The organism is Stenotrophomonas sp. HMSC10F06, assembly GCF_001807865.1.
GTDB classification, from domain to species: domain Bacteria; phylum Pseudomonadota; class Gammaproteobacteria; order Xanthomonadales; family Xanthomonadaceae; genus Stenotrophomonas; species Stenotrophomonas bentonitica_A.
In genome coordinates this window covers 1-22,665 of the sequence record NZ_KV791262.1, presented here as the reverse complement: position 1 = coordinate 22,665, position 22,665 = coordinate 1, and the positions used below count along the sequence as shown (strand labels likewise).

Sequence of the window (22,665 nt, the reverse complement as noted above, 5' to 3'; positions counted from 1 at the left end):
GCCGCACTACCAGGAGAGAACTATGAAATTTCGTGCAAAGCTGCAGATGGAAATGAAGACGGCAGACCAGCGCGGCGTCGTTACGCTGAGCTTCGTTCCGCTCGATGCGGGTGTGCCGCAGATGACGCTATCGGTGTCGCCAGCGGCTGCGGCCGGCATGGAGGTCGGTCGGATCTACAGCTTCACCGCGGAGGTCGAGCCCGAAGACGAGGTCGCCTGACGCGTCAGGCAACCTGGTCCAACAGGGCCGGTTGGTTGTTGCGCGGCATGTTCACAACCCGCCTGACGCCTTATGCCTCCATGGAAGGAGGCTAGCTGGCCAGCAGCATCGCTATCGCACGGCTTTCGCCACCTGTTGCCAAGACCGGCAGGAGGATCGGATGCCGCGTCAAATTGTTGACGGAAGTTAGCTCCGATACATCAATATGCGTCGAAGCTCGCCTATTCTCGACCGGTGCTTAACGAAAGAATGGACGAGATGCGGATGCATGTTGCGCGTTACAAATATGCCTACGACAAGATTCGGACTTGGCACGTCGGTAAGGGGAAAGCCGCATTTCTTGCTGTGAGGTACGCAGTCACCGGAGACAGCGGTCGTTTTAGGTCGCATGGAGGATGGCGTGTTTCACACCTCCGAATCGCGGCACCCGGCGAAAGCCTTGGAAGTTCATCCTGTTATGAGACCAACGACGATCCCTGAGTCGAAACTTTGACGTCCAGTCGTATTGCAGGTGAGAAATGGTGATGTAGGTCTCGGTTTTCCAATTGACCCGGGACTTACATTTTCACTCGTGTGCAGGGGGCACAGCCATTTCGTTTTTTGAAGCGTAGTTGCCGCCACGAGGCGCCCCCATGAACTTGCTGATCAATTTGCTGGAACTTGCATTGCTGTTTGCTTGCTTTTTGGGTCTTGCCGGCTTGGCCGAGCGCGCTTGGAGGCGACACAGGAAAAGGACGACGACACGCCTTTCGGATCGCGACATCGCGAAGGAGACCGATGGCAACTCGATCAAATGATGCATGCTTCACGGTAGAGCTCGCCGTTGATGGATATAGCTATTCCGCAGAGCTCTGGCGCAGCAGCCAAGCTGATTGGACGCTGCTTTCACTCAAGGTCGGGGACGTTGTGGCTGAGCAAGTCAATTGGCGGGCGTCGTCATGCCTAGATGCATTGACCGCCGCAGAAGCTCTGGCCAAGCAGATCGTCGCCACCAATAGGGCGACGTCGAAAGCTCCCGCGTAGCCCGCTCTGTGAACAGCTCGTCTCGTTGCTCGGCGTCACACGCTGCTCTGGACACTTTTGGCCCAAGTAGCCGGGGTGGCAATTCCGGGAGGATGGAGACCACAGCTCGCTGGCCAGCAGCATTGCCACGGTATCAGCGCCCTAGTGGCTCAGGTGGTCGGCGTCCGTGGGTGCCGGACGAGACCCGCTGCCAACGCGGTCAATGAACTCAGAAAATCTAGCCAGGCTGACGGCCTGACGATTCTCACAATGCGGGCAGGCGAGAACGGCTCCTCCCGCAATGGCAATCAGGCCCTGGCCAGGCAAGGCATCAAACGACCAGCCGCACGGCAGGCATCGGCACTGAACGCTCGTTACTTCAAGGAGCCGCCCAGCCTCGTCTGCCTGGCCAGCGACGTCAACGAGATAGAACTGTCCGGTGTTGGGCATGGGCCTCTGTGGTTGGCGACGGGGCCGGGATGCCTCGAACGTGAATCATAGCCGTCCGCTTGTTAAGGTTCGGCAGATTTCGTCGCTCACGGATCCTTGAGCGGGCCGTGGTGTAATCCGGCCATGTGCTATTCCGCTCAGATCAAGGCCGATTACCACAAGCTCGTGCGCGAGTTCGGCGCAGTCGTGTCTATGGACGAGTTCGCGGCGCTGTATGCCCACGATCCCGGCAAGAAGCGGCCAAAGACGCCGAAGGCCATGGATGATGCGTTTGCCGTGGGCAAGACCCCTGCCGAGCGTTCGGTGTGGGCGGCGATCCAGGGCTGGTACTCCCGGGATGCCACTGCCTTCGAGCAGGAGCTGTTCACCCAGAAGACCCGCTTGGTCAACGCCGAGCGCGCGCTACAGACCAAGGTCACGAAGAAGGCCGAGAACGACGTGCGGGTGGCTACCAACAAGATCGCCCGGGCCCAGGGCAAGCTGGCCGACCTTCGGCGCACCGACCACGTGGCAAGAGACTCGCGGATTTTTCCCGGCGTGTACGGCACCGTGATCGTGTCGGAAGGCGGCAAGCGAGTGGTGAAGCCCATGCGCTACCAGTGCCGGCTGGCCGGCAAGCCAGCGAGCTACGACCAGCGCTACCCCGGCACCTACAACGCCAGGCGCGACAGCCTGGAGGGCTTCTGGCGGCCGGCCTTCGGGTACACGCACGCGCTCATGGTGGTGGACACCTTCTACGAGAACGTGGAGGGGCCGGACGGCGGCAATCAGGTAGTGCAGTTCACGCCCAGCACGGGTGAACCGATGCTGGTCGCCTGCCTGTGGTCGCACTGGGTGGACCCGGCCGGTAAGGAGCCCGATCTGCTGTCCTTCGCGGCCATCACCGATGACCCCGAGCCCGAGGTTGCCGAGGCTGGCCATGACCGGACGATCATCAACATCAAGCCTGAGCACGCGGACGCCTGGCTAAATCCGGACCCGGCCAACCTTGCCGCGCTCTACGCGATCTTCGACGACAAGCGGCACCCGTTCTACGAGCATCGGATCGCCGCGTGACCGGCCGCCAGCCCTTGATCGATTGGCTCTTGCCATGGCTCATTGATCCGTGGCATACCATCCATTACTTGCCGGCAGTTGCCGGCTGCCTTCAGGTCGGGGGCGACTGAACCGGGTATCATAGTAGGTCGGCCGGGTAGGCCCCTGTTCCCCCTGCACAACGGACGTTTGGGTGAGGAATCTATGTTTGTAGAGTGCTCACAGCAGCCCGAGATGAATCAAGTCTCCGACTATTCCATGTTTTCGGCACCACCGATTGAGCTCCGTCGAGAGATGGCAGCTTATGAGTCGCTGTGGCTGGGGCAAGGCGCTTGGTTCAAGAATATTGCTCAACTCTTTGCCGAGAATCCTGGCCGTGTCCCGTCTGAGCTCGTGTCGAAGCTCGAGGTGCGGGACACGTGGAAGCGCCTGCTTGAAGAGGTGGGCGCCGACCGTCTCAAGGAGGTCGGAGTCCGCATCCATGGCGCGGGGGAGTATCCCGCGAAGTTGCGAGAGGCAGACCATCCCATCGAGCTCCTGTATTACAGAGGGGATTGGGAGCTTGTTGATACGCGCGGCGTTGCAGTAGTAGGTACGCGAAACCCGTCACCCGAAGGCGCCGCCAATGCGCGCCGAATCGCGCAGGCGCTGGTGAAGCACGGATTCACGGTGGTGTCCGGTTTGGCGCGTGGAATTGACTCGTCCGCGCACGCGGGCGCGTTGGAAGCTGGTGGCCGAACGATCGCTGTGATTGGGACGCCGCTGTTTGACTATTACCCCCGCGAAAACGCCGCTCTGCAGGAGAGCCTGGCTAAGGATCACCTGGTTGTTTCGCAGGTGCCTTTCTTGCGGTACAAGCAGCAGCACTACAAGGCAAACAGCCTCTTCTTCCCTGCCAGGAACGTAACAATGTCTGCCCTGACAGAGGCGACCATCATCGTGGAAGCTGGCAACACTTCCGGGACGTTGGTCCAAGCGAGAGCTGCATTGGCGCAGGGAAGAAAGCTGTTCATCTTGGACAACTGCTTCCGCCGAGACGACTTGAGTTGGCCGAAGAAGTATCAGGCGCAAGGCGCCATTCGCGTTCGCAACGTCACCGAGATCATGGAAGCTCTGGGTAGTTATGCGCCTGCAGATTCTTGAGACCAGGTACTACACGCACCTCGCCACAGGGGACAAGTGCTGGCACTACGGTGAATACACCAGCGAGGGTGGCTATCAGGCGAGCGACACCAATCAGAAGATCCTGAACCTGAAGAAGAAGCCGACGGTCAGCGAGGGTCAGCTTTACTACAAGAATCAGGCCATCGACTATTGGGGCCGCACGCTGGCTAGCGTAATCAACCTAGATCAAACCGTTGGGCTACGCACATTCGTGCCAATGCCGGGATCTAAGCCGGCGGGTCACGCTGACTACGATGATCGTATGCTCAGGGTCTTGAAGCGTATGGCCTTGGGTGCCCCTAACGTCGATATCAGGCCGTTGCTTGTCCAGACTGCGGAGCGTGACGCACAACATCATGGTCACCGGCTGACGCCGGATGAACTGCGCGAGACATTGGCCGTAGACAACAGTCTTTTGCAGCCACCATTGGCCCGATCCGTGGTGGTGGTTGATGATGTGATCACCATGGGTGCTTCATTTGCCGCCGCTAAGCAATTGTTGATCGGGCTGCCCAATGTCAGCGAAGTCGTGGGTATTTTCCTGGCAAAGACGGTGTGGCCTGCTCCTTCGTTCCCCGTTTTGACGGCGGAGCAGATCCAGCAGCTTCTATCGTCAGGCGGAACTTCAGCCGTCTGATTGACTGCGCAAGGGTGGAGTGCGGACACTGCGAAACACTCGCGGGTTCCAACACGTATTGCATCGGAAAGTTGTCGATCAGCACCGAGCCGGGGGGATCTCGCCGACGGAGGTCGTGTAGTTTGGCGAGAGCAGATGCTGCCGCATGCCCCACGCTGGCCGCGCCTGCCAACCCGATGCGCCAAGGCCGGTGGTGCCGCGCCCAAACTTCTGGTTGATCCGGTCCATGGTGGCCATCAGCCTCTCGTTGCCGACCACCGTCGGCCCGAACAGATCCGCCTGCAGCTCGTCAGGTCGGGCCAGGTCGAGCAGCGCCACCCCGGCCTTCTTGTAGCCGATTCCTTCGCGGAGCAGGCCGCGCAGCAGCTTGCGGACAAAACCCAGCACCACCGTGGTGTCTGCGGTCGAAGCGGGCAGGCCCATGGTCCTACTGGCGCTGTGCTGCCGCAGCTCCGGCCGAAACACATCCGAATGGGCGAACACCCACACGCCGGCGGTGACCAGGCCCCGAGCTCGCAGCTTCTCGCAGGCGCGCACAGCGAAGGTGGCCAACGCCTGGGCAACGGCTTCGTGGTCCTCGACACGGTCAGCGAACGATCGGCTGACCATGATCTGCTGGCGGTCCGGCTCCACTTCTTCCAGCTCCATGCAGGGGTGCCCCTGCAGCTCGCGCTGGGTGCGCGCCAGCGTCACCCCGAAGGCAGCCAAGATGTCGTCCGCCGGCGCGTCGCGCAGAGCAGCCGCGGTGCTGATGCCCATGGCTTCCAGCCGCGGCGCAAGCCGGCGGCCAACGCCCCACAGGTCCCCCACGGGGAAGGTCCGTAGCACCGAGTCCCGGTAGGCCGCCTCCCCGAGGTCGATCACGCCGTCGGCGCTCTTTGCCACCTTATTGGCCAGCTTGGCCAGCGTCTTCGTGGGCCCGATGCCGATGCAGTTGGGAATGCCGGTCCATCGGTGCACACGCTGCCGCAGATCCCGGGCGAACCGCTCGCGGTCCCGAACGCCGTCCAGATCGATGAAGCTCTCATCGATGCTGTAGACCTCCATCCGCGGCGCGGCTTCTCGCAAGATGGTCACGACTCGAGCGCTCATGTCGCCGTACAGGCCGAAGTTGGCTGAGCGCATCTGCAAACCGTGGCGACGCATCAGGTGTTTCAGCTCGTGGGCCGGCTGGCCCATCTTGATGCCCAGGGCCTTGGCCTCTGCCGAGCGCGCGATCGCGCAGCCATCGTTGTTGCTCAGCACCACCAGCGGCACGCCACGCAGCGCGGGCTGGAACACGCGCTCGCAGCTGGCGTAGAAGTTGTTGCCGTCAACGAGGCCGAACATGGCTGCTCCGACGCTTGATCTGGCGGACGACCCCCACGACGGCGAACACCTCAACCTCAGTGGGTTGCTCGAGCACGATCGGAGGAAAATCGGGGTTGGCAGAATGCAGCTCCATGTGTTCCTCGAAGAGCTGCAGCACCTTGCATGCGGGCTGGTTCCCGTCCCAGATGGCAATGACCAGATCACCGGCCTGCGGCGTCACCGACCGGTCCACCACCAGGATATCCCCGTCGCTGACGCCGGCGCCGCTCATGGACCAGCCGTCGGCTCGGTAGAGAAAGGTGGCGGCCGGGTTGCGCACCAGCAGGCGGTGGAGGTCGATGGCCTCGTCCATGAAGTCGTCGGCCGGCGACGGGAAGCCCAATCGGACGCGCGCTGCTGCCAGAGGCACGAACTGGGCCGGGCCATCTATCAGGGCCGGGCCGACGGGCAGGGCCAGGGTATGGGGGTAGGGGAGGGACTGCATGGGCGTACTCTGCGACCGGCATGTCTCACAATTCGAGACGGCCCGCATGTTAGTACAATTACTAACTGTCCATCGTGAATCGTAGCGGCCCTGTTCCTGAACGCATTGCGCTGTGGGTCCACCCCCGCGAGGCCAGTCGCGGGTTGCGCGACGGCGGTTCTTCATCCTGTTGCCATGGCGAACTGGATGAAGGATCGAGCCCTACTGGAGGCTAAGGCTGCGGCTCAGTTGCAGCAGGCGACAGACCTCGAACGAGACACGACAGGCAGCTGGCGTGCCCGTGCTCGCCGCCGGCAGAGCGCGCAACGTCTCCGGGCGACGGCCAGTGGGCATCAGCGTGCTGCGCACCGGCTGGCGGGACTGGATCTGCCGGATGACCTGCCGTTCTAACGGCCCAGTCCGTTTCGCATCGGCACCACCGTTGCACCTGCACCGGTGAGCAGTTCGAACAACGCCTCCACAGCAGCGCGCTTCTCTGCGGCGTACTCGAAGAAGTTGTAATGCCTCTTCTGGACGCCGCTCAGGCCGTGGGATTGGAGGTGGCCGCGGACTTCTTCGGACATTCCCAGCGCGGCGAGCCGCGTCTCTACCGTGCGGCGCAGGTCGCCCGGCGTGCACGGCGATGCCAGCTCACCTGCGGTCACCATGCTTGCCACGACCGGGTCCATGATTCCTCGCAACTCGTCATAGGTGGCGGGCGTCTTCCCCGCTGTGAGCGAGAAGAGGTGTGGCCCGTCACCATCGCCGCGCAAGGTTGCGAGATCGATTGCCATCCTTGGGAGCAAGGGCACCAGGTGCACTCGGGGGAGCCGGCGCCGACCTTTGATGTCGAGCAGGCGTACGGAGCCGGTACCGGTATCGGCGTCGTGAGCGTGATCTGACCACTGCAACCGGATCAGCTGTGCGATGCGCTGGCCACCGGTCAGCAGGTGAAAGCGCAGGAGCGCGCCCTGCCGTCCGTGTATGGACTCGATCCTGCGCCAGTACGCGCGAAGCTCCGCCACCGAAAGCACCCGGTCGCGCGGCTGCCCGCTGTCCAGGGTCGCAAGGTCGCGCGCAGGATTCCTGGACACGTTGAGCGCGCGCAGTGCGTCAGGGGCGGCGGCATCCTGCTTTGCCGCGATCGCGGCCGCATAGGCCGCTCGTAGGTACGAACGGATCTTGCCGCCCTCGCGCATCTTCTTGCCGCGCACCATGCGGGACAGGATGGGGAGCAGATCATCCAACTCGAGCTCAGACGCGGGACGCGCCCACAGAGCCGGCCACGGTTCTTCGATGTGGCGCCTGATGGCTGCGCGGGTTGCTGCGGCGGAGACCTTGCCGGCATCCTCCAAGCTCTGGGCGTAGGCCATCATCAGCGCGCCCAGGGTTGCTCCGGAGCGGCGCGTCGACTCGGCCAAGGCGTCGGCCTTCGCGCGTTCTGTTGCAGCTGCCTCGGCCTCGATCGCGTCGCGCAGATTGCGTTCGCCGGCTTGATAACGGCGGGACAACGCCGCCGCTGACTCGCGTGCCGCGGTCAGTGCCAGACCGGTGCCGATCAGCAGGCGGTCCCGCTGGCCGTTGGCCTTGGTGTATCGGTAGTAGAACCGCAGCTGGCCACCTGCCAGCTTGCGTACGTCCAGGCAGCCCGCTCCGCGCGGCGCCGGATCGGAGGCCCATTCGCCCGCCGGCAGAGCGGCGAGCCCCTTCGCTGTAAGCATTCCCTTCATTGCGCCCATTGGTGACCGCTCGGTGACCGTTTGTCCGTGGAAAGAGGTGGACGATGATGGGCGCAGGTGGTCGCATAGCCTGAGAAAATCAACCACTTAGCTTAAAGCGGGGCCATTCATGGAAGGTCGTGGAAGCCCTTTAGAGGCCTCATAATCCTTTGGTTCCAGGTTCGAATCCTGGTGGGCCCACCACCGAGTAGTCCAAGGCAGTCCGGATTGGTCCGGTGATTCCCCGAAAACCCCGCTAGATGCGGGGTTCTTTGTGCGCCATAGTCCAGGTTGATCAGCTTGAATCCGGGGCGGAAGTGAGTCAGGATGTGAGTCAGAGGGCATGGCTCATGCCCGCTGACTCACAACCGTCTGACTCATATGCTGACCGACACGAAGCTGCGCTCCCTGAAACCACGCGAAGACGCCTACCGTGTGGCCGATACGAATGGCCTGTGCATTGAAGTGCGGCCGTCCGGGGCGAAGGTATGGCGCTATCGCTATCGCCACTCGGGCAAGGCCAGCATGATCACGCTGGCCAACTATCCGATCATGTCGCTCGGCGAGGCGCGGGCCGAGCGGGATCGGTTGCGGGCGTTGGTTAAGAGGGGAGCCAACCCCGCCCAGGTGGCCCGCATCGAGCGAGCTGTGCAGACCGAGCGCGCCGAATCCACCTTCAGCGCGATCGCCATCGAACTCCTGGAGAAGCGAACCAAGGAGGGGCTGACTCCCGGGTCGGTAAAGCGTGAGCGTCGCCTGATCGAAAAGGACCTGGCGAGCATCGGCGATATCCCGGTCACGGACGTGACGGCGCCGGTCCTGCTGGCAGCGTTGCGCAAGTTAGAGAAGCGCGGCGTTGCCGAGACCGCGCACCGGACGCGCTCGCTTGCCAGTCGTGTATTTCGCTATGCGATTGCCACTGGACGCGCGACATCGAACCCTGCTGAAAGCTTGATCGGAGCACTGGAGCAACCCCAGACCAAGCACTTCGCTAGCGTGACCGATCCTGCCCAGATCAGCGATCTGTTGCGGGCAATGTATTCCTATCGAGGGTCGCCGGTGACCTTGGCGGCATTGAAGCTGGGGCCGATGCTCTTCGTGCGACCTGGTGAGTTGCGAACGGCTCGATGGGAGGATGTCGATCTTAAAAATGCAGAGTGGCGTTTTGTTGCCAGCAAGACCGGAACCCCCCACATCGTGCCCTTATCGTCCCAGGCGAAAGAGGTCTTTGAGGACCTGAAGCCTCTCACCCGTCGGAGCGAATTTGTCTTTCCTGGGGTTAGAAGTTCGAAGCGACCGATGAGTGAGAACACGATCAATGCGGCGTTGCGGAATCTTGGCTTCGATGGCGACACCATTACCGGCCACGGCTTTAGGGCCATGGCGAGAACAGTCCTGGACGAGGTCTTGGGGTTCCGACCGGATTACATCGAACATCAATTGGCGCATGCGGTCAGGGACCCGCTTGGGCGTGCCTACAACCGCACGGCGCACCTTGCTGAGCGGAAGAAGATGATGCAGGCGTGGGCCGACTACCTGGACGGACTGCGGCTCAATTCCAGGGTTGTTCCGCTACATCGCCTTGCTGGGTGACAGCTATCACCCAGCCTTCGGTGGGCAGGCTATTCCACGCACGATGCCAAAGTGATTCGCTTTCCCATCACTGATCACAGTTGCTGGTTCAGGTCAGGCCCCGAACTCCGAACGGTCGATATTCTGACCCGCCTTGACCATCTCGTAGAGCAAGCCAACGAGCGGGTTTAGTGCTTGCTTGTCGTTCTTCAGCACCTGGGTCACCAGGTCGGTGTGTGATCCCAGAGCTCGGACCAGTGCCGACTGGACAGTGCCCTTGATGTTGCCGTTCATCGCCACGTCTCGGGGATTGTTCTTGATCTGGGCCACCGTGTTGGCGTCCTCGCGCACGATGTCGGCCAAGTGGTTCACCAGAGCCACCTTGTCGGTCAGCGGGGTGGCCTCACCGAAGATCGAGTTCAGGCGCGCGATCACCTGTCGCAGATAGACCGGGAGCCCAGCCTGGCCACCGCCACCGGGGCCAACGGGTTTCAGGATGACGGCCTCTTCCTTGGGCGGTTCCTCGCCACCGGGCATGTCCTCGGGCTTGATGTCGAAGCCCGTCAGTACCAGAGCCGACACGTCCACTTGCTCGGGAGGCACGCCGTTGAGACGCTTGAACAACAGGCGGGCGAAGCTGGCAAACGCTTCAAGTCCTGGGTCGCCAAGATCGATGGTCTGGGCGATGTAGGTGTACAGCGATCCGAACCGGGTCAGACCGGACTTGAAGTCCAGCAACCGCTGCAAAGCTTCAGCGTGGGCCGTCCGGGTGGCGTCCGCTTGCTTCATGCCGGCTTCGTTACCTTGTGACTTGGCCGCCTCGTAGGCGGCCTCAGCCGCCTGGATGGCGGCGCGCCGCTGCTGGACCTGGTCGTTGAAGCGTTCTGTGGGCTCGCTGGTAGCGTCGTACAGCTCCTTGTGCTGAGCCTGCTCGCCGGCAGCAAAGGCGGCAGCGGACTTGAAGCGCACGGCTGCGTAGGCGGCTACCTCGCCTTGCTTGTAGATCCCGGCCTTGTCCAGTTCGGCCTGCAGGTCGTAGATCACGTTGGGGTTCTGGACATCGACAATACGAGCGCCCTTGTCGTACTTGGCGAACGCACCCAGGATGACTTGCGGCTCGTTGACGAAGTCCACCACGAAAGTGGTGTCCTTGCCTGGCGCAGTACGGTTGAGGCGGGACAGCGTCTGAACGATCTCCACGGGGTTGGCGATCTTCTTGTCCAGGTACATCGCGCACAGCTTGGGCTGGTCGAAGCCGGTCTGGAACTTGTTGGCCACGATCATGACCCGGAATTCAGGACGGTCGAACACCTTGCGCAGATCCGAACCGTACTGCTTGGGGTTCATGTTGCTTTCGGTGAACTGCTCGTCGTCTGCTGCTGCGAACGGATCGTCCTTCAACTGCTCGTCGGAGCTATGGACAACTTCCTTGCCGGTCAGTGTGCCGGAGAACGCCACCAGGGCCTGGAAAGCCTTGTGCTGCGGGTGAGTCTCGATGTACACGTCGAAGGCGCGCTTGTAGCGAACGGCTGAGGCGCGCGAGGAGGTCACGATCATCGCCTTGGCCGTACCACCCAGGAGCGGGGCGACGTTGGCAGCGAAGTGCTCGACGATGAACTCGACCTTCTGGGTAACGTTGGTCGCGTGCAGGTTGAGCCATTTGGCCAAGGCACGCTTGGCCGCCTTCTGGGAGACCCGCTTGCCGTCCTTGACGGGCTCGGCCAGGTTGAAGGCCGTCTTGTAGGGCAGGTAGCCCTTCATGACATCGAGGATGAATCCCTCGTCGATGGCCTGGCGCATGGGGTACTTGTGGAAGGACTGCGGCTTGTTTTCCTTGCAGGGCGGCTTGCTCGGATCGGTAAGGCGCCCGAACAGGGTCAGGGTGGCGTGCTTGGGCGTGGCAGTGAAGGCGAAGTAGGAGACGTTCTTCGGGCGCACGCGCGAGGACTGGATCTTCTCCAGCAGCTCCTCGACCGTCAGGCCTTCCATCTCCTTGGCATCGCGCAGGGCCAGGGTGGCCTGCAGCTTGGAGGCGGCCGAGCCGGTCTGGCTGGTATGGGCTTCGTCGATGATGACGGCGAAGCTGCGGTCTTTCAGCTTGCCGTTGGTCAGCACCTGCTCCATGGCATAGGGGAAGGTCTGGAGCGTGACCACGATGATGGGCGTGCCTCGCTCCATGGCCCTGGCCAGTTCTTTGGACTTGCTCTCGCCCGTGTCCCGGTCACCGATGGCGGCGATCAGCTCATCCTGATGGTCGATCTGCTGGACGGCGTCCTGGAGCTGCTTGTCGAGCACCGTGCGATCGGTGACCACGATTACCGAGTGGAAGTAGGGCACGCCTGCATCGGTGCGCAGGCGGATCAGGTCATGCGCCGTCCAGGCGATGGTGCTGGTCTTGCCGGAGCCCGCCGAGTGCTCGCACAGGTAGGTCATACCAGGGCCGTTGGTCTTGGCATCGGCGATCATCTTGGTGACGGCATCCCACTGGTGGAAGCGCGGGAAGATCTGTGTTTCCTTGCGGGAGTGGTTGCCGGCCAGGTCGACCACATCTTTCCTTTCGGTGTACACGAAGCTGTGGAAAATCCGCAGCCAATTGTCGCGCTGGCAGACCTGCTCCCAGAAGAACGCCACCGGGTACTCGCCATCCGCTCGGATGGGGTTGCCTGTCCAGACGCCATTGCTGCCGTCCCGGCCCTGGTTGAAGGGCAGGAAGTAGCTGTTCTTGCCGTCCAGCTTCGTGCACATCTGGATGTCGCTGTCAGACATGGCGAAGTGAACAACCGCGCCACGCTGGAATGTCAGCAAGGGCTCCACACGCCCTGTTGCCTTGTCCTTTGGCTGGCGGTCGTTCTTGAACTGCTCGACGGCGGCTTCCGCAGACTGCGTGAAGTCAGTCTTGATCTCCACGGTGGCCACGGCCAATCCGTTGATGAAGAACACCAGGTCGATGGCCAACGTGCTGCCTGTGCGATACTTGAGCTGGGGCACGACGCGCAGGATGTTGGCGTTGTAGCGCTCCCAAGCGGAAGGGTCGCGCTCGTCCTCCGGCAAGCCCTCGCTAAGCGCAATCTCGCCTGCGCCGGCCACCTTGATCCCCTTACGCAGCACGTTGACCGTGCCCTCGCGTTCCAGGGCCTGGCTCAAGCGATCCATGAGGGTGGCGGATGCCTTGTCGCCATTGCCCGCCTCCAACTTCTCCCACTTCTTGGGCTGGGTCGCTTTCACCCACTCGACCAGATCTTCTGGGTACAGGGCATGGTTCTGGTCGTAGCCGGAAGTGGCGCCCACTTTCCAGCCGCGTGCTTCCAATTGCTTGACGACGTACTGCTCGAAGTACTTCTCGCGGTGGGCGGTGTCGGTGAAGACGGGATGCATGGCTGTCCTTAGGCGGTGGCGCTCAGATGACTGAAGAGGAAGGCGGCAATACAGGCATAGGCAGAGATGATCAGCGCCAGTTTCGACCAGTAGAAGACGATACCGGGCCAGTTGAACCATCGGCTGGCGGCGACATTCGCGTCAGCTGTGATCGACCTGGCAGCCAGCTCCTTCTCCTTGATACGGTGAAAGTAGCCCCAGATTGCGGACGAGGACGCATACTGAAGGAGATCACAGGCCAAGGAAAAGCAGAGCAGGATCATCGCCCAGGTCAGGACCTGTGGAAGTGCTATCCCGGGCTGATCCTGAGGCTGGTTGAAGACCCACACGGCCGCAATGCCAGCGAACGCCAGTTGCCTCGCCGCGGCGCTTGCCGCAGCAGAGTGGCAGTAGTAGTTCTCCCTCGCCACAGACAGCTTCATTTGGACTTCTGGCCGCCCGACGGGTTACGTGGGCCACCGCTGTTCGTGTTGCTGCTGCGATTCCCGCCACCGGTAGGCGTACTAGTGCCAGGGCCAGTTCCCTTGTTGCCCGAACCACCGGTACCCGGGGAAGAGGGCTTGTTGTTGCCGCTAGATGATCCACTGCGGTTAGGTGAGGTCATTGTCGTTAGGAGGTTCGGGTTGAGGGATTGGTTAGATGCTCAGGTCGACCTTGCCGGTGACGGCAGCGGTAATCAGGGCGGTGCGGTGTTCGCGCAGCAGTTCGATGGAGCGCTCAGTTTTGGCGATCAAGGTGTCGATACGGGTGGTGGCGCTGTCGAGGTCGGCGACGATTGCCTTCGCCTCACGTTCCGTCGGGCGCGGCACTTGGATTGAGAGGAATGGGCCAGGACGAATGGTCTTGCGCAGGCCCTTGTAGAAGGGCCTGAGGCGCTTGTATTCGTCTACATGCAGGAAGAAGTAGTAGAGATATCGCGCCCACAATTCGCCCTGCGGCCGGAACACCGTGTAGGCGCCGGTCAACATTCCGTCCTGAGGTGCTACGCCTACCGTCCTTGGGGTCTCGTCCATATCGAAGAGGCAGAAGACCATTTCACCAGCGGATATCCGCTGATAGCCATCGAATGAGGCGGGCATCTTGCCCCTGGGATTTTCCAGGTCGCGCTCAATCACGCCTTGCAGGGTGAGCGACAGCAACTTGGTGTTGCTACTTTCGCTGCCAACGATGTCTCGGCGTAGCTGCAAGAACGACTTCAGTGGAGCGGTATCCCAGGTTTCCGGCACTTCCCCAAGCCACTCCACGCCGCTGTCCTTCATCTGCACATTCGGATCGAGCCCCTTGGTCACGGCATGTGTGATCAGGGCTTGGCGCTTCTCGCGCAGCAGTTCGATGAAGCGGGTCTTCTTGGCGACCATGGCGTCGATACGAGAGGTGGCGCGGTCGAGGTGGGCTACGATGGCGTCTTGCTCGGCTTTAGGCGGGTGGGGCAGCAGCTGTTCCGCAAAAGTTGCCCACCTGAAATCCGTTGAGCGCTCACGGATGCCTTTTGCCAAGCTCTCAACATAACCTGTTGTAGCCATGGTTCGCACACATCTGGCATAAAATTCTGCCGATGCGTCGTGGCTTGGTACGCAACATGAATAAACAGGGGTGCACTTCCCGTCCGAGTCGCTCACTCCGATTGCACCGGCAAAGGCATCCATGGCGTGAATGACCAGATCGCCCTTTTCTACACGCTGGTAGCCAGCTTCCTTCAGCGCGTTCGTGAAGCCGTCTGTCCTGCGATTTGATCGCAGCGTGACCTGGCCGTCTCTGAACGCCGTTACGATGCCGTCTTCGGGATGGGGTGGACGTTGGGCCAAGGAAAAAAGAAACTTGGTTCGCCTCATGTCCCACGTCTTGGGAATGGGTCCCACCCAAGAAACTCCGGAATCTTTCATCTCGACTTTCGCCACGGATGGAGTCATCCCGCCACCTCATTCAACAGCGCAGCAATATCCGCTTCCACGGCTTTCAGCTCGGCATCGATCTCATGCAGGTCACGCGGCGGGACGTACTTGTAGAAGTAGCGGTTGAAGTTGATCTCATAGCCAACCTTGCCGATTTGGCCGTCGCGGTCATCGGTGTAGCTGGCGTCCACCCAGGCACCGGGTACATGGGGCAGGACTTCGGTGTCCATGTAGTCGCCGATGTTCTGGTCGAGCGGAACGCTCTCGAAATCTTCCAGTTCCTTGTCGGGTACCGGATTGCGTTCCTCATCGAGGACTTCGGGTGCGTCGGGATCGCGCACTCCCAGGGCGCCTTCCAAGGCGTTGGCCAGCGGCTTGCTGATCTTCGGGAGGCCCGCTTTCTTGGCGGCCGTTGCCAGCGTGGTGAACCACTCGTAAGGATGGGTCTGGCCTAGGTGCTTGCGCAGCAGAGTCAGCCATTTCTCCTGGTCGGCTTCGGCCAGCTTGGCGAAGGCCTTGCTGGTTGCCATATCAGACAGGCCATGCTCGGTGATCTTGGCCACCAGTCGCAGGGGGCGCTGGACCTTGATCCGGCGGTAGCCGAAGTCGCGGTAGTCCACGATCCGCACCTTCTCGCTGGGCGCGAAATCGGCATAGAGACGCGCGATGTCTTGGGCCTGCTCACCGCTGACATAGCGGCGCTTGTTACCTTCAGACTTACGCATGGGGCTGTGCATGCCCGTGGCGTCGATCAGTTGGACCTTGCCCTTCCGCTCTTCGGGCTTGTTGTTGTCCAGCAGCCAGATGTACGTGCCGATGCCCGTGCGGAAGAAGATGTCGGTGGGCAGGGCCACGATCGCGTCAATCAGGTCGTTTTCCAGCAGCCAGCGCCGGATCTCGGTTTCGCCCTGGCCGGCGTTGCCGGTGAACAGAGGCGAGCCGGACAGGATGATGGCCGCACGGCCTCCGCCGTTCTCCGGGCGTTCCAGCTTGGAGACGAGATGCTGGATGAAGAGCATGGAGCCGTCGGATACTCGGGGTGTGCCCGCACCGAAGCGTCCAGCGAACCCCATTTCCTTGGCCTCGCGTTCGACGAAGGCCTGGTCCTTCTCCCACTTCTTACCGAAGGGCGGGTTGGACAGGCAGTAGTGGAAGCGCTGGCCGGCGAAGGCGTCCTGGGAGAGCGTGGACTTGGGGCCAGCGATGTTGGCCGACAGGTCTCGGGCGGGCTCGGTTTCCAGGCGGCGCAGCAGCATGTTGGCCAAGGCCACCGCGTGGGTTTCTGGTTCCAGCTCCTGACCGAAGGGGATCAGCACGGGCGGGGCCTTACCTTGCGCTGCGAAGCCATCGACGTGTTTCATGGCGTCGGTGAGAAAGCCGCCGGTGCCACAGGTGGGGTCGTAGAGCGTGCGGATCAGGCCGGGGTTGTCACGGAACAGGGCGTCATCCGGATCGAGCAACAGCGTCGTGGCCAGGTGGACCACGTCACGCGGCGTCATGAAGTCCTCTGCCGCTTCGTTGACCTCCGAGCCGAAGCGGCGGATCAGGTGCTCGTAGATGTTGGACATGACCCGGTCGGGCACGACATCCGGGTGCAGGTCGGTGTTGGCGAAGTTCTGGCAGATCTTGAACAGGATGTCCGCACGAGCCAGACGGGCGATCGTGTCGGTGAAGTTGAACTGATCGAAGATGACGCGGGCGTTGTCCGAGAAGCCGGCGACGTACGCTTCCAGGTTGGATTTGGTCTTGGTCGCGCCCAGGGTGGCAAGCGAGTACTGCGAGGTGTTGTAGAAGGGCAGGGCGGCGGTCTGGCGCAGGATCAGCGCCGTATCCAGCCCCTTGTCCTTAAATTTGGTGTGCGCCTCACGGACTTTGTCGCGCGTGGGTTCCAGTACGCATTCCAGACGGCGAAGCAGAGTGAACGGCAGGATGATCTTGCCGAAGTCGGTGTGCCTGAAGTCGCCCCAAAGGTCCTCGGCGTTCTTCCAGATGAAACTGGCCAGGACGGTGTCGGAAACCTTGGGGGCCTCAACGGCAGTGGCACGATTGGCGGGTTTTGCGTTCTTGGTCATGGTGCTTTGTTGGTAACGAGATCACGGGATGCCATCAGTGCGGGCACTGACAGCCGAATGGCGGGTTGATCGTGGCTCCCCAGCGCAATCAGAGCACAGAATCCTCTCCTGGACTAAGACGCCATGGAATAATTGGAAGCGCATGAGCAGGTAGGCGTTAAAGGCACTGCAGCCCCCTCCTATTCCAGAGCTTGATCGAATGCGTCGCGTATTTGTTGGCAAGTTCTGCCGATTTGCACCAGTACTGCGGAGTCGCCGGCATCGGCCAGTCGATCTGGAAGATGGCGAAGGTCTTCTTGCCTGAAGATGATGAAATCGAAATAGGGTGGCCATGCGAGGAGTACTGCATCTCCCTCGCTTTTCCGTGCATTGAAAATACGGCGGACGTCCTCGTTCGATGCAATTCCGTTGGCTTGATCGAATGAAAGTCCAAGATCGATCAACTGCTTGGCTAGGCGCATCAGACACAAATCCGTGTAGCCAAAGCGCTTCCATTTAGATCGGGCGTTGCTTAGATCCGGAGCCGGCGCGTCGGATGCGACCAGCGGCAGCGAGATGCCGCTTCGCCCTAGAAGACCCCGCTTTAGATAGGAGCGCAGGCCTTCGTAGCCGATGCCGACAATTTCCGCCGCCTTAGCGGTCGTGACAGTAGGCTCCATGCTAGCCCTCGAAATGGTTCTATTGGGACCAAATTATCAGCACTTAAAATCGGTGTCAATAGGACCGAATTAATGGGATTCAACGAAATCTCAAACCCATACCACCCCTCTGAAGCGCGTCAGATCCGCCTTCGCGCATGACGCAGCGCTGGTTGCGTTTTTACAGGAGGCAAGCAGGATGATGAAGAGCAAGGTCGAGCTGATCTATTGCGTGATGGTTGTGGCCACGGCCGTTCTGGCCGGTGTCGTGAAATGCACCACAAGCGCGGGCTGCAGCAGATGCGGCGGCATGGTCGATCCGTTCGACTGATCTCCCCAAACCCGTTGGTACTTCGCACAAGGCCCGGCATGTCCGGGCCTTGTGCGTTTGTGCCGCCAACAACAAGGAAACGAAGATGCATTTGGTCGAAACGATGGCCTATGCCGGCGAGAGGCCGTGGCATGGCCTGGGCAACCGGCTGGCGCCGCAACAGCCTATCGAGGTGTGGAAGCGGCAGGCTGGCATGGACTGGAAGATCGAGGAAGCGGAGGTGCGCTATGTCGCCGGCAACCACAACCTCGGCGTCATCCATGCCTTTCCGGAGCAGAAGGTGCTGTACCGCTCGGACAACCGTACCCCGCTGTCCGTGGTGTCCAGGCGCTTCAAGGTCGTGCAGCCGGGCCAGATCCTGGAGTTCTACCGGGACCTGACCGCCAGCAGCGGCTTCGAGCTGGAAACCGCCGGTGTTCTGCGCGAAGGACGCAAGTTCTGGGCGCTGGCCCGCACCGGGCAGAGTACGACGCTGAAGGGCCGTGACAAGGTCGATGGCTATCTGCTGCTGGCAACCGCCTGCGATGGAACCCTGGCGACCACGGCGCAATTCACCTCGGTCCGGGTGGTCTGCAACAACACCTTGTCGATCGCACTGGGCAATGCCACCGGGGCGATCAAGGTGCCGCATCGCAGCCAGTTCGACCCGGAGGTGGTCAAGCGCCAGTTGGGCATCACCGTCGCGTCGTGGGATGGCTTCGTGGCGCGGATGAAGGCGCTGGTGGAACGGCCGGTGGATACGGACTCGGTGGAGGGACTGTTGCGCCGGGTGCTGACCTATACCGGGCCGGACGGCAAGGCCACGGTGGTCAACGAGCATGCGATGGCCAACGTGCGCTCGCTGTACGAGGGTGGTGGTCGTGGCGCGCTGATGGCCTCCAGCCGCGGTACGGCCTGGGGCTTGCTCAACAGCGTGACCGAGTTCGTCGACCACCATCGGCGCGCACGCAGCGACGACCACCGCCGGGATGCGGCCTGGTTCGGGCCGGGTGCCCAGCTCAAGCAGCGGGCCTGGGACGAGGTGATGAGGCTGGTGGCGTGAGGTCTGGCTCACGCTTGCGAGGGGTGGCCGAGGTCCGGGCAGCGCCAGCGTAAGGCGCTGCCCGGGTGCGGGAGGATCGGGCGATCGCCCGCGCGTTGCGGATCCTGGAGCAACGCATAAGCGAGACCGGGGAACGGCTGGGCGATCCCACCACCTGTGGTGCGTTCTTCCGGCTGCGGCTAACACCGTGTCTGTTAGGCGAGCGACGGTATAGCATCCGGCCCACGCGGCCGGGCGCTGTGGGATGAGAATCCTTTGTCCAGGTGTGCGGCGTCAGTCTTTCTCGACCAGCGCGTTCAACGTTTTGGATTGTTCCCGCTTGGGCATTTGCAGCAGCGTCACCAGCTTGGACAGCAAGGTCGGGTTCTGAACCAGCGCGGGGATCAGCGTGGCCAGCGCATCTCGTTGGGCGTCGTCGGCCTGGGATAGGGCCAGGATGGCGTCGGCCATCGCTACATCGTCGGCCAGCAAGTAGGCGACGGGCACGTCCAACAGCTGCGCAAGCAGGCCCAGATTGTCAAAGCCTATCGCGGTGACCTGATGCTCGTAGCGGTTGATCCGCGACGAGCCCTTTTCCTTACCCAGGCCCATGCGGTCCCCCAGTGCACGCTGGCTCAGGCCGCGCAGTTGCCGCGCCTGGATCAGGCGGGCGGCAAACAAGGCACGTGGCGAGGAATCGGGCACCGGGCAACAGGAAGGCAGGGATGGCCGGAATCATGACGAAACCTCTATCGTTGTGGCAGACTCTATTTAGCAAATAGGGGTGTGTACAAATCAAGCGCTGGTGCCTCGCTTGTGTGGGCGCATCGGTATCAACGAAACCTGTGAACGTAGGGGGATTTATGAAAGGAATCAGTCGATGGGCTGCCCTCGGGGCGGCGTTGTTTTTGTCCGCGTGCAGCAAGCCGGTCCTGGATTGGCGTAACGCCGAGCTGAGCAATGGAACGATTTACGAATCAGGTTCCAACGAGCCGTTCGATGGCCTGGTGACCAATGTCCCTCACGGCAAGTTGGAGCCCCATCTGGGAGCGCTCAGGACGGTACTCAGCAGTCTCAATACGTTTCAGTCCGCAAGCATGCCGGCGCTATTGGGCGGCATGCAGTACCTGTGCGACGTGGACGTCAAGGACGGGCTGGTCGCGGCCCATTTTGTGTGCCGATACCGCGATTCCCAGGTCGTGGCCTACGAGGGGCAGCTCACCGAGGAAGGACTGGAAGGAGAGACCGCTCTCCACAACGCAGCCGGTGTCAAGGTGGTTGTCCTGCCCATGGTGAACGGCAAGGTGAATGGTCGGGTCAGGATCTACTTCGCGGAGAACCCGGAGCAACTGTCCTTGGAAGCGGATGTCGTCGACAACGGCTTCAATGGCGAGCTAATCGGCTACCACTTAAATGGACAGGTCAGGTCAAAGGGGCAATACGCCAACAGCGTGCCAATCGGCGTCTGGGAGGGACACCGGAAGGAAGACGGCACGCTCTCCGAACGCATCACGTACGAGGGTGGGAAGGTTGTTTCGCACCACTTCTACGAACCGGATGGCAAGGAGTACATGAGTGAACAGCAGATGTGGGACCTTCACCGCTCCATTGCCTCGAGCGACAACTTTGGGCTGACGCCGGAACAGGACGCGCTGCTATCTGAGGCCGAAGCACGGTATGGCGCGGTCCGCCTGCTTTCGCCTTCGCAGCGAGAGGCCAAGAGTCAGGCGGAGGAAGTCCAAAGGCGTGCCGACAAGATCGCCCGGGGCCTCGATCCGGATTGTTTTGTTTGCGACGGATCGGACAAGCAGCAACAGTAACGGTGCCTACTCCGTGCTGTCGTGGAGGGGACATTGAAAGGAGGATGCATGAGGCGGTTGAACGCCATGGGAGTACTTCTGCTGGTTGGTCTGGCGATGCCAGGCTGCAAGCAGAAGGAGGTGCTCACCCAAGTCGGGGATATCAATCTGGCTGGGTGCGAAGTGCCTGCGGGCATGACGCGGGAAGCGGCGGAGAAGGTCGAGTGCGCCGATAGCGAGCCGGCTGCCGCTCCCGAGGCGTCTGCGATTGTTGCCAGGGTGGAGGCGACGCCGGTAGCTGCAGCGGCCAATGCTTCGGCATTGGCTGCCGTTGCGACGAACCTGGAGGCTGGGCAGGCTGTGGCGTTGGATGCCGAAGTCATCAAGGTGGCCATATTGGCGCGCGCTGCGCAGGACGGAGGTAGCGAGTACACCGATGCGCGCAAGTCGGTCGGCGGTGATCTGGACGGAGATGGAACGGTGGATGTGGCGGTTCTGTATTCGCTGGAAGGTGCTGCCGGCGGCAATGGTTCGGTCGGCTATCTAGCCGCGTTCGTGCGTGCAAGCGGGCAGTTGAAGCTGGTGGATACCGCCACGCTTTCCGGCAGCGCCCAAGCCCTCAAGCTGAAGGATGGCGCGGTGCATCTCAAATTGCTTTCGCTGGGTATGGACGATTCGGCCTGCTGTCCGTCGGTAGAGGAGGACGCCATTTACGTCCTTCATGGGAATAAATGGCTACAGGTCCAGGTGCAGCCCTGACCTGCCGCTTGCGTTGGATGCTAGGGCCGCCGTGTGCGGCCCTTTTTTTTGCCTGATTAGCGTCGAATCTCAGCTGTTGATTCGGGGCAGGTGCAGCCTTGCTGCCGGTTCTCTGGCAAACGCCGCTATGGCGATGAATCGGGTCTAGTTCGATCGGGGGCTTTCCTTGCCACAGTTCCTGCAGCATTGCGGCACTGAGGAGCAGTGCGTAACCGAGTACGTGCAGCTGCAGGTCCGGCACCAGTTGGCGGTCACCGGCAAGCAGTCGGCGGACGTGGCGGTGCTGCTGTGCGGGCAGCAGTTGAGGTCCCTTGCATCGAACGTGACGAGGACGTAATCGCCCGCCTGATCGTGCTGGAGGCCCGGTTCTGGGAGCACGTCGAAACCTACACCGTCACCGGCCGATGGCAGCGAATCGGCGGAGCGCGCCTTGCGCCAGCTGTATCCGGGCGGTGGCGGCCCGTTGGACTTCAGCGGGGACCGGAAGCTGTCCGGGGTGTTCGCAGAGCTGGTGACGTTGCGCCGCGAGCTGGAGGCGAAGGAAAGCCAGGCTGACCCGCTCAGGCAGACGCTGCAGTAGGCCATGGGCGACGCAGCGCGTGCCGTATTCGCCAACGGCGAAGTAACCTACAGGCGAGCCAAAGACGGCATCCCGATAGAGCAGGCCATCGAAGAAGTGCGTGAACTGCATCAGTGGCGACATACCAGCGGGTTCGATCAGGCGGCGCTGGATGAGGCCGCACGGAAGGGGTTCGCCAACGACAGGCTCGAGGAGTCGGAGGAAGACTCGCCGGCGGTGGTCGAGGAGTTCTACCCGGAAGCCGCAGGAGAAGAAGGGGGTAGTTCGCTGGCGGCTAGCCTGGGTAGCAAGCTAGTAGCAGGGCGGCGCGGTGGCGGGAGGTTGAGGGCAGGTGGCGATGCATCGGCTAGGCCAAGCCGGGGCAGGCGAACGTACTAGGAGGGGAGCTGCAGCTCCCCTCCCCAACAGGCCTGCTCGTTTTTTTGTGCTCCCGGTCGTGGGACGGTGGGTCCGGGAGAGATAGGGCCGGGGGTACAGACAGGGAAAAAGCCCTGCGCTAGGTAAGCAACGACAGGGATGCACCCGGAGTAACGAAGGGAACAGCCACGGTGACGCAGCGATGACGGCAGTGAAATCCCGGCGCCTAGAAGGAGCGGTAGCGGCCCGCTGAAGGGCGGGCCGCTACC

General features: G+C 61.9%; 20 protein-coding genes and 1 tRNA gene. 11 read left to right on the top strand and 10 right to left on the bottom strand.

The genetic code is table 11. The features are described 5' to 3' along the window. Positions 1-22 precede the first annotated feature (22 nt). From HMPREF3113_RS06065 to HMPREF3113_RS06050, 5 genes are all read left to right on the top strand, one after another. Positions 23-220, top strand: a complete 198-nt coding sequence (locus HMPREF3113_RS06065) for a hypothetical protein (protein WP_070471446.1) — start codon at positions 23-25, stop codon at positions 218-220. Between the two features lie 632 nt (positions 221-852). Further along, complete coding sequence (locus tag HMPREF3113_RS18760; protein WP_157267183.1) at positions 853-1,017, top strand: hypothetical protein; 165 nt, start codon at positions 853-855, stop codon at positions 1,015-1,017. A 778-nt stretch (positions 1,018-1,795) separates the two neighbouring features. After that, a complete protein-coding gene (locus tag HMPREF3113_RS06060) occupies positions 1,796-2,728 on the top strand; it encodes an SOS response-associated peptidase family protein (protein WP_070471444.1) in 933 nt (310 codons plus the stop codon). Positions 2,729-2,941: 213 nt separating this feature from the next. Beyond that, positions 2,942-3,850 (top strand): DNA-processing protein DprA, encoded by a 909-nt coding sequence (locus HMPREF3113_RS06055; RefSeq protein WP_070471473.1) that lies wholly within the window; start codon positions 2,942-2,944, stop codon positions 3,848-3,850. Beyond that, entirely contained in the window at positions 3,831-4,508 is a 678-nt protein-coding gene (locus tag HMPREF3113_RS06050; protein WP_070471442.1) for a phosphoribosyltransferase, read from the top strand. Before HMPREF3113_RS06055 ends, HMPREF3113_RS06050 begins: the two co-directional genes overlap by 20 nt. Before the next feature lie 78 nt (positions 4,509-4,586). Here HMPREF3113_RS06050 and HMPREF3113_RS06045 read toward each other — a convergent pair whose 3' ends face one another. The 3 genes from HMPREF3113_RS06045 to HMPREF3113_RS06035 form a co-directional block, all read right to left on the bottom strand. Beyond that, entirely contained in the window at positions 4,587-5,837 is a 1,251-nt protein-coding gene (locus HMPREF3113_RS06045; RefSeq protein WP_070471440.1) for a Y-family DNA polymerase, read from the bottom strand. Further along, a complete protein-coding gene (gene umuD, locus HMPREF3113_RS06040) occupies positions 5,821-6,303 on the bottom strand; it encodes a LexA family protein (RefSeq protein WP_070471438.1) in 483 nt (160 codons plus the stop codon). The genes HMPREF3113_RS06045 and umuD overlap by 17 nt, the downstream gene beginning before the upstream one ends. Before the next feature lie 386 nt (positions 6,304-6,689). After that, complete coding sequence (locus HMPREF3113_RS06035; RefSeq protein WP_139146302.1) at positions 6,690-8,012, bottom strand: site-specific integrase; 1,323 nt, start codon at positions 8,010-8,012, stop codon at positions 6,690-6,692. A gap of 109 nt (positions 8,013-8,121) precedes the next feature. Here HMPREF3113_RS06035 and HMPREF3113_RS06030 point away from each other — a divergent pair. After that, positions 8,122-8,204: transfer RNA gene (locus HMPREF3113_RS06030), tRNA-Ile, on the top strand. A gap of 177 nt (positions 8,205-8,381) precedes the next feature. Continuing rightward, complete coding sequence (locus HMPREF3113_RS06025; protein ID WP_070471435.1) at positions 8,382-9,593, top strand: tyrosine-type recombinase/integrase; 1,212 nt, start codon at positions 8,382-8,384, stop codon at positions 9,591-9,593. 93 nt (positions 9,594-9,686) lie between these two features. Here HMPREF3113_RS06025 and HMPREF3113_RS06020 read toward each other — a convergent pair whose 3' ends face one another. The 5 genes from HMPREF3113_RS06020 to HMPREF3113_RS18570 form a co-directional block, all read right to left on the bottom strand. Then, complete coding sequence (locus HMPREF3113_RS06020; protein WP_070471432.1) at positions 9,687-12,947, bottom strand: type I restriction endonuclease subunit R; 3,261 nt, start codon at positions 12,945-12,947, stop codon at positions 9,687-9,689. An 8-nt stretch (positions 12,948-12,955) separates the two neighbouring features. Beyond that, entirely contained in the window at positions 12,956-13,369 is a 414-nt protein-coding gene (locus HMPREF3113_RS06015) for a hypothetical protein (RefSeq protein ID WP_070471429.1), read from the bottom strand. 213 nt (positions 13,370-13,582) lie between these two features. After that, complete coding sequence (locus HMPREF3113_RS06010) at positions 13,583-14,857, bottom strand: restriction endonuclease subunit S (protein WP_139146301.1); 1,275 nt, start codon at positions 14,855-14,857, stop codon at positions 13,583-13,585. Beyond that, complete coding sequence (locus HMPREF3113_RS06005) at positions 14,854-16,911, bottom strand: type I restriction-modification system subunit M (protein WP_083298727.1); 2,058 nt, start codon at positions 16,909-16,911, stop codon at positions 14,854-14,856. Before HMPREF3113_RS06005 ends, HMPREF3113_RS06010 begins: the two co-directional genes overlap by 4 nt. 179 nt (positions 16,912-17,090) lie before the next feature. Continuing rightward, positions 17,091-17,570, bottom strand: a complete 480-nt coding sequence (locus HMPREF3113_RS18570; RefSeq protein WP_139146300.1) for a hypothetical protein — start codon at positions 17,568-17,570, stop codon at positions 17,091-17,093. A gap of 178 nt (positions 17,571-17,748) precedes the next feature. On the opposite strand from HMPREF3113_RS18570, the gene HMPREF3113_RS19095 reads away from it, so the two are divergent. Together HMPREF3113_RS19095 and HMPREF3113_RS05995 are read left to right on the top strand one after the other, a co-directional pair. Then, positions 17,749-17,880 carry a hypothetical protein gene (locus tag HMPREF3113_RS19095; protein WP_261798215.1) on the top strand — a complete coding sequence of 44 codons (132 nt, stop codon included), beginning with the start codon at positions 17,749-17,751 and terminating at the stop codon, positions 17,878-17,880. Positions 17,881-17,965: 85 nt separating this feature from the next. Further along, on the top strand, positions 17,966-18,922 hold the full coding sequence (locus tag HMPREF3113_RS05995) for a DUF932 domain-containing protein (RefSeq protein WP_070471425.1): 957 nt from the start codon (positions 17,966-17,968) through the stop codon (positions 18,920-18,922). Between the two features lie 273 nt (positions 18,923-19,195). On the opposite strand, the gene HMPREF3113_RS05990 is transcribed toward HMPREF3113_RS05995, so the two are convergent. Continuing rightward, entirely contained in the window at positions 19,196-19,606 is a 411-nt protein-coding gene (locus HMPREF3113_RS05990) for a helix-turn-helix domain-containing protein (RefSeq protein WP_070471424.1), read from the bottom strand. Positions 19,607-19,764: 158 nt separating this feature from the next. Here HMPREF3113_RS05990 and HMPREF3113_RS05985 point away from each other — a divergent pair, with 158 nt between their 5' ends. Both HMPREF3113_RS05985 and HMPREF3113_RS05980 read left to right on the top strand, forming a co-directional pair. After that, positions 19,765-20,721, top strand: a complete 957-nt coding sequence (locus HMPREF3113_RS05985; RefSeq protein WP_139146299.1) for a toxin-antitoxin system YwqK family antitoxin — start codon at positions 19,765-19,767, stop codon at positions 20,719-20,721. Between the two features lie 48 nt (positions 20,722-20,769). Further along, positions 20,770-21,459: a hypothetical protein gene (locus HMPREF3113_RS05980; protein WP_070471421.1), complete on the top strand. Its 690-nt coding sequence runs from the start codon at positions 20,770-20,772 to the stop codon at positions 21,457-21,459. A 394-nt stretch (positions 21,460-21,853) separates the two neighbouring features. On the opposite strand, the gene HMPREF3113_RS18755 is transcribed toward HMPREF3113_RS05980, so the two are convergent. After that, positions 21,854-22,162: a hypothetical protein gene (locus HMPREF3113_RS18755; protein ID WP_175440332.1), complete on the bottom strand. Its 309-nt coding sequence runs from the start codon at positions 22,160-22,162 to the stop codon at positions 21,854-21,856. Positions 22,163-22,665: the final 503 nt, after the last annotated feature.

What these genes read in the sequence shown, in the direction of transcription:
- HMPREF3113_RS06065 (WP_070471446.1), top strand. Translation starts at nt 23, where the DNA reads ATGAAATTTCGTGCAAAGCTGCAGATGGAAATGAAGACGGCAGACCAG.
- HMPREF3113_RS18760 (WP_157267183.1), top strand. Translation starts at nt 853, where the DNA reads ATGAACTTGCTGATCAATTTGCTGGAACTTGCATTGCTGTTTGCTTGC.
- HMPREF3113_RS06060 (WP_070471444.1), top strand. Translation starts at nt 1,796, where the DNA reads ATGTGCTATTCCGCTCAGATCAAGGCCGATTACCACAAGCTCGTGCGC.
- HMPREF3113_RS06055 (WP_070471473.1), top strand. Translation starts at nt 2,942, where the DNA reads ATGAATCAAGTCTCCGACTATTCCATGTTTTCGGCACCACCGATTGAG.
- HMPREF3113_RS06050 (WP_070471442.1), top strand. Translation starts at nt 3,831, where the DNA reads ATGCGCCTGCAGATTCTTGAGACCAGGTACTACACGCACCTCGCCACA.
- HMPREF3113_RS06045 (WP_070471440.1), bottom strand. Translation starts at nt 5,837, where the DNA reads ATGTTCGGCCTCGTTGACGGCAACAACTTCTACGCCAGCTGCGAGCGC.
- umuD (WP_070471438.1), bottom strand. Translation starts at nt 6,303, where the DNA reads ATGCAGTCCCTCCCCTACCCCCATACCCTGGCCCTGCCCGTCGGCCCG.
- HMPREF3113_RS06035 (WP_139146302.1), bottom strand. Translation starts at nt 8,012, where the DNA reads ATGAAGGGAATGCTTACAGCGAAGGGGCTCGCCGCTCTGCCGGCGGGC.
- HMPREF3113_RS06025 (WP_070471435.1), top strand. Translation starts at nt 8,382, where the DNA reads ATGCTGACCGACACGAAGCTGCGCTCCCTGAAACCACGCGAAGACGCC.
- HMPREF3113_RS06020 (WP_070471432.1), bottom strand. Translation starts at nt 12,947, where the DNA reads ATGCATCCCGTCTTCACCGACACCGCCCACCGCGAGAAGTACTTCGAG.
- HMPREF3113_RS06015 (WP_070471429.1), bottom strand. Translation starts at nt 13,369, where the DNA reads ATGAAGCTGTCTGTGGCGAGGGAGAACTACTACTGCCACTCTGCTGCG.
- HMPREF3113_RS06010 (WP_139146301.1), bottom strand. Translation starts at nt 14,857, where the DNA reads ATGACTCCATCCGTGGCGAAAGTCGAGATGAAAGATTCCGGAGTTTCT.
- HMPREF3113_RS06005 (WP_083298727.1), bottom strand. Translation starts at nt 16,911, where the DNA reads ATGACCAAGAACGCAAAACCCGCCAATCGTGCCACTGCCGTTGAGGCC.
- HMPREF3113_RS18570 (WP_139146300.1), bottom strand. Translation starts at nt 17,570, where the DNA reads ATGGAGCCTACTGTCACGACCGCTAAGGCGGCGGAAATTGTCGGCATC.
- HMPREF3113_RS19095 (WP_261798215.1), top strand. Translation starts at nt 17,749, where the DNA reads ATGATGAAGAGCAAGGTCGAGCTGATCTATTGCGTGATGGTTGTGGCC.
- HMPREF3113_RS05995 (WP_070471425.1), top strand. Translation starts at nt 17,966, where the DNA reads ATGCATTTGGTCGAAACGATGGCCTATGCCGGCGAGAGGCCGTGGCAT.
- HMPREF3113_RS05985 (WP_139146299.1), top strand. Translation starts at nt 19,765, where the DNA reads ATGAAAGGAATCAGTCGATGGGCTGCCCTCGGGGCGGCGTTGTTTTTG.
- HMPREF3113_RS05980 (WP_070471421.1), top strand. Translation starts at nt 20,770, where the DNA reads ATGAGGCGGTTGAACGCCATGGGAGTACTTCTGCTGGTTGGTCTGGCG.
- HMPREF3113_RS18755 (WP_175440332.1), bottom strand. Translation starts at nt 22,162, where the DNA reads ATGTCGCCACTGATGCAGTTCACGCACTTCTTCGATGGCCTGCTCTAT.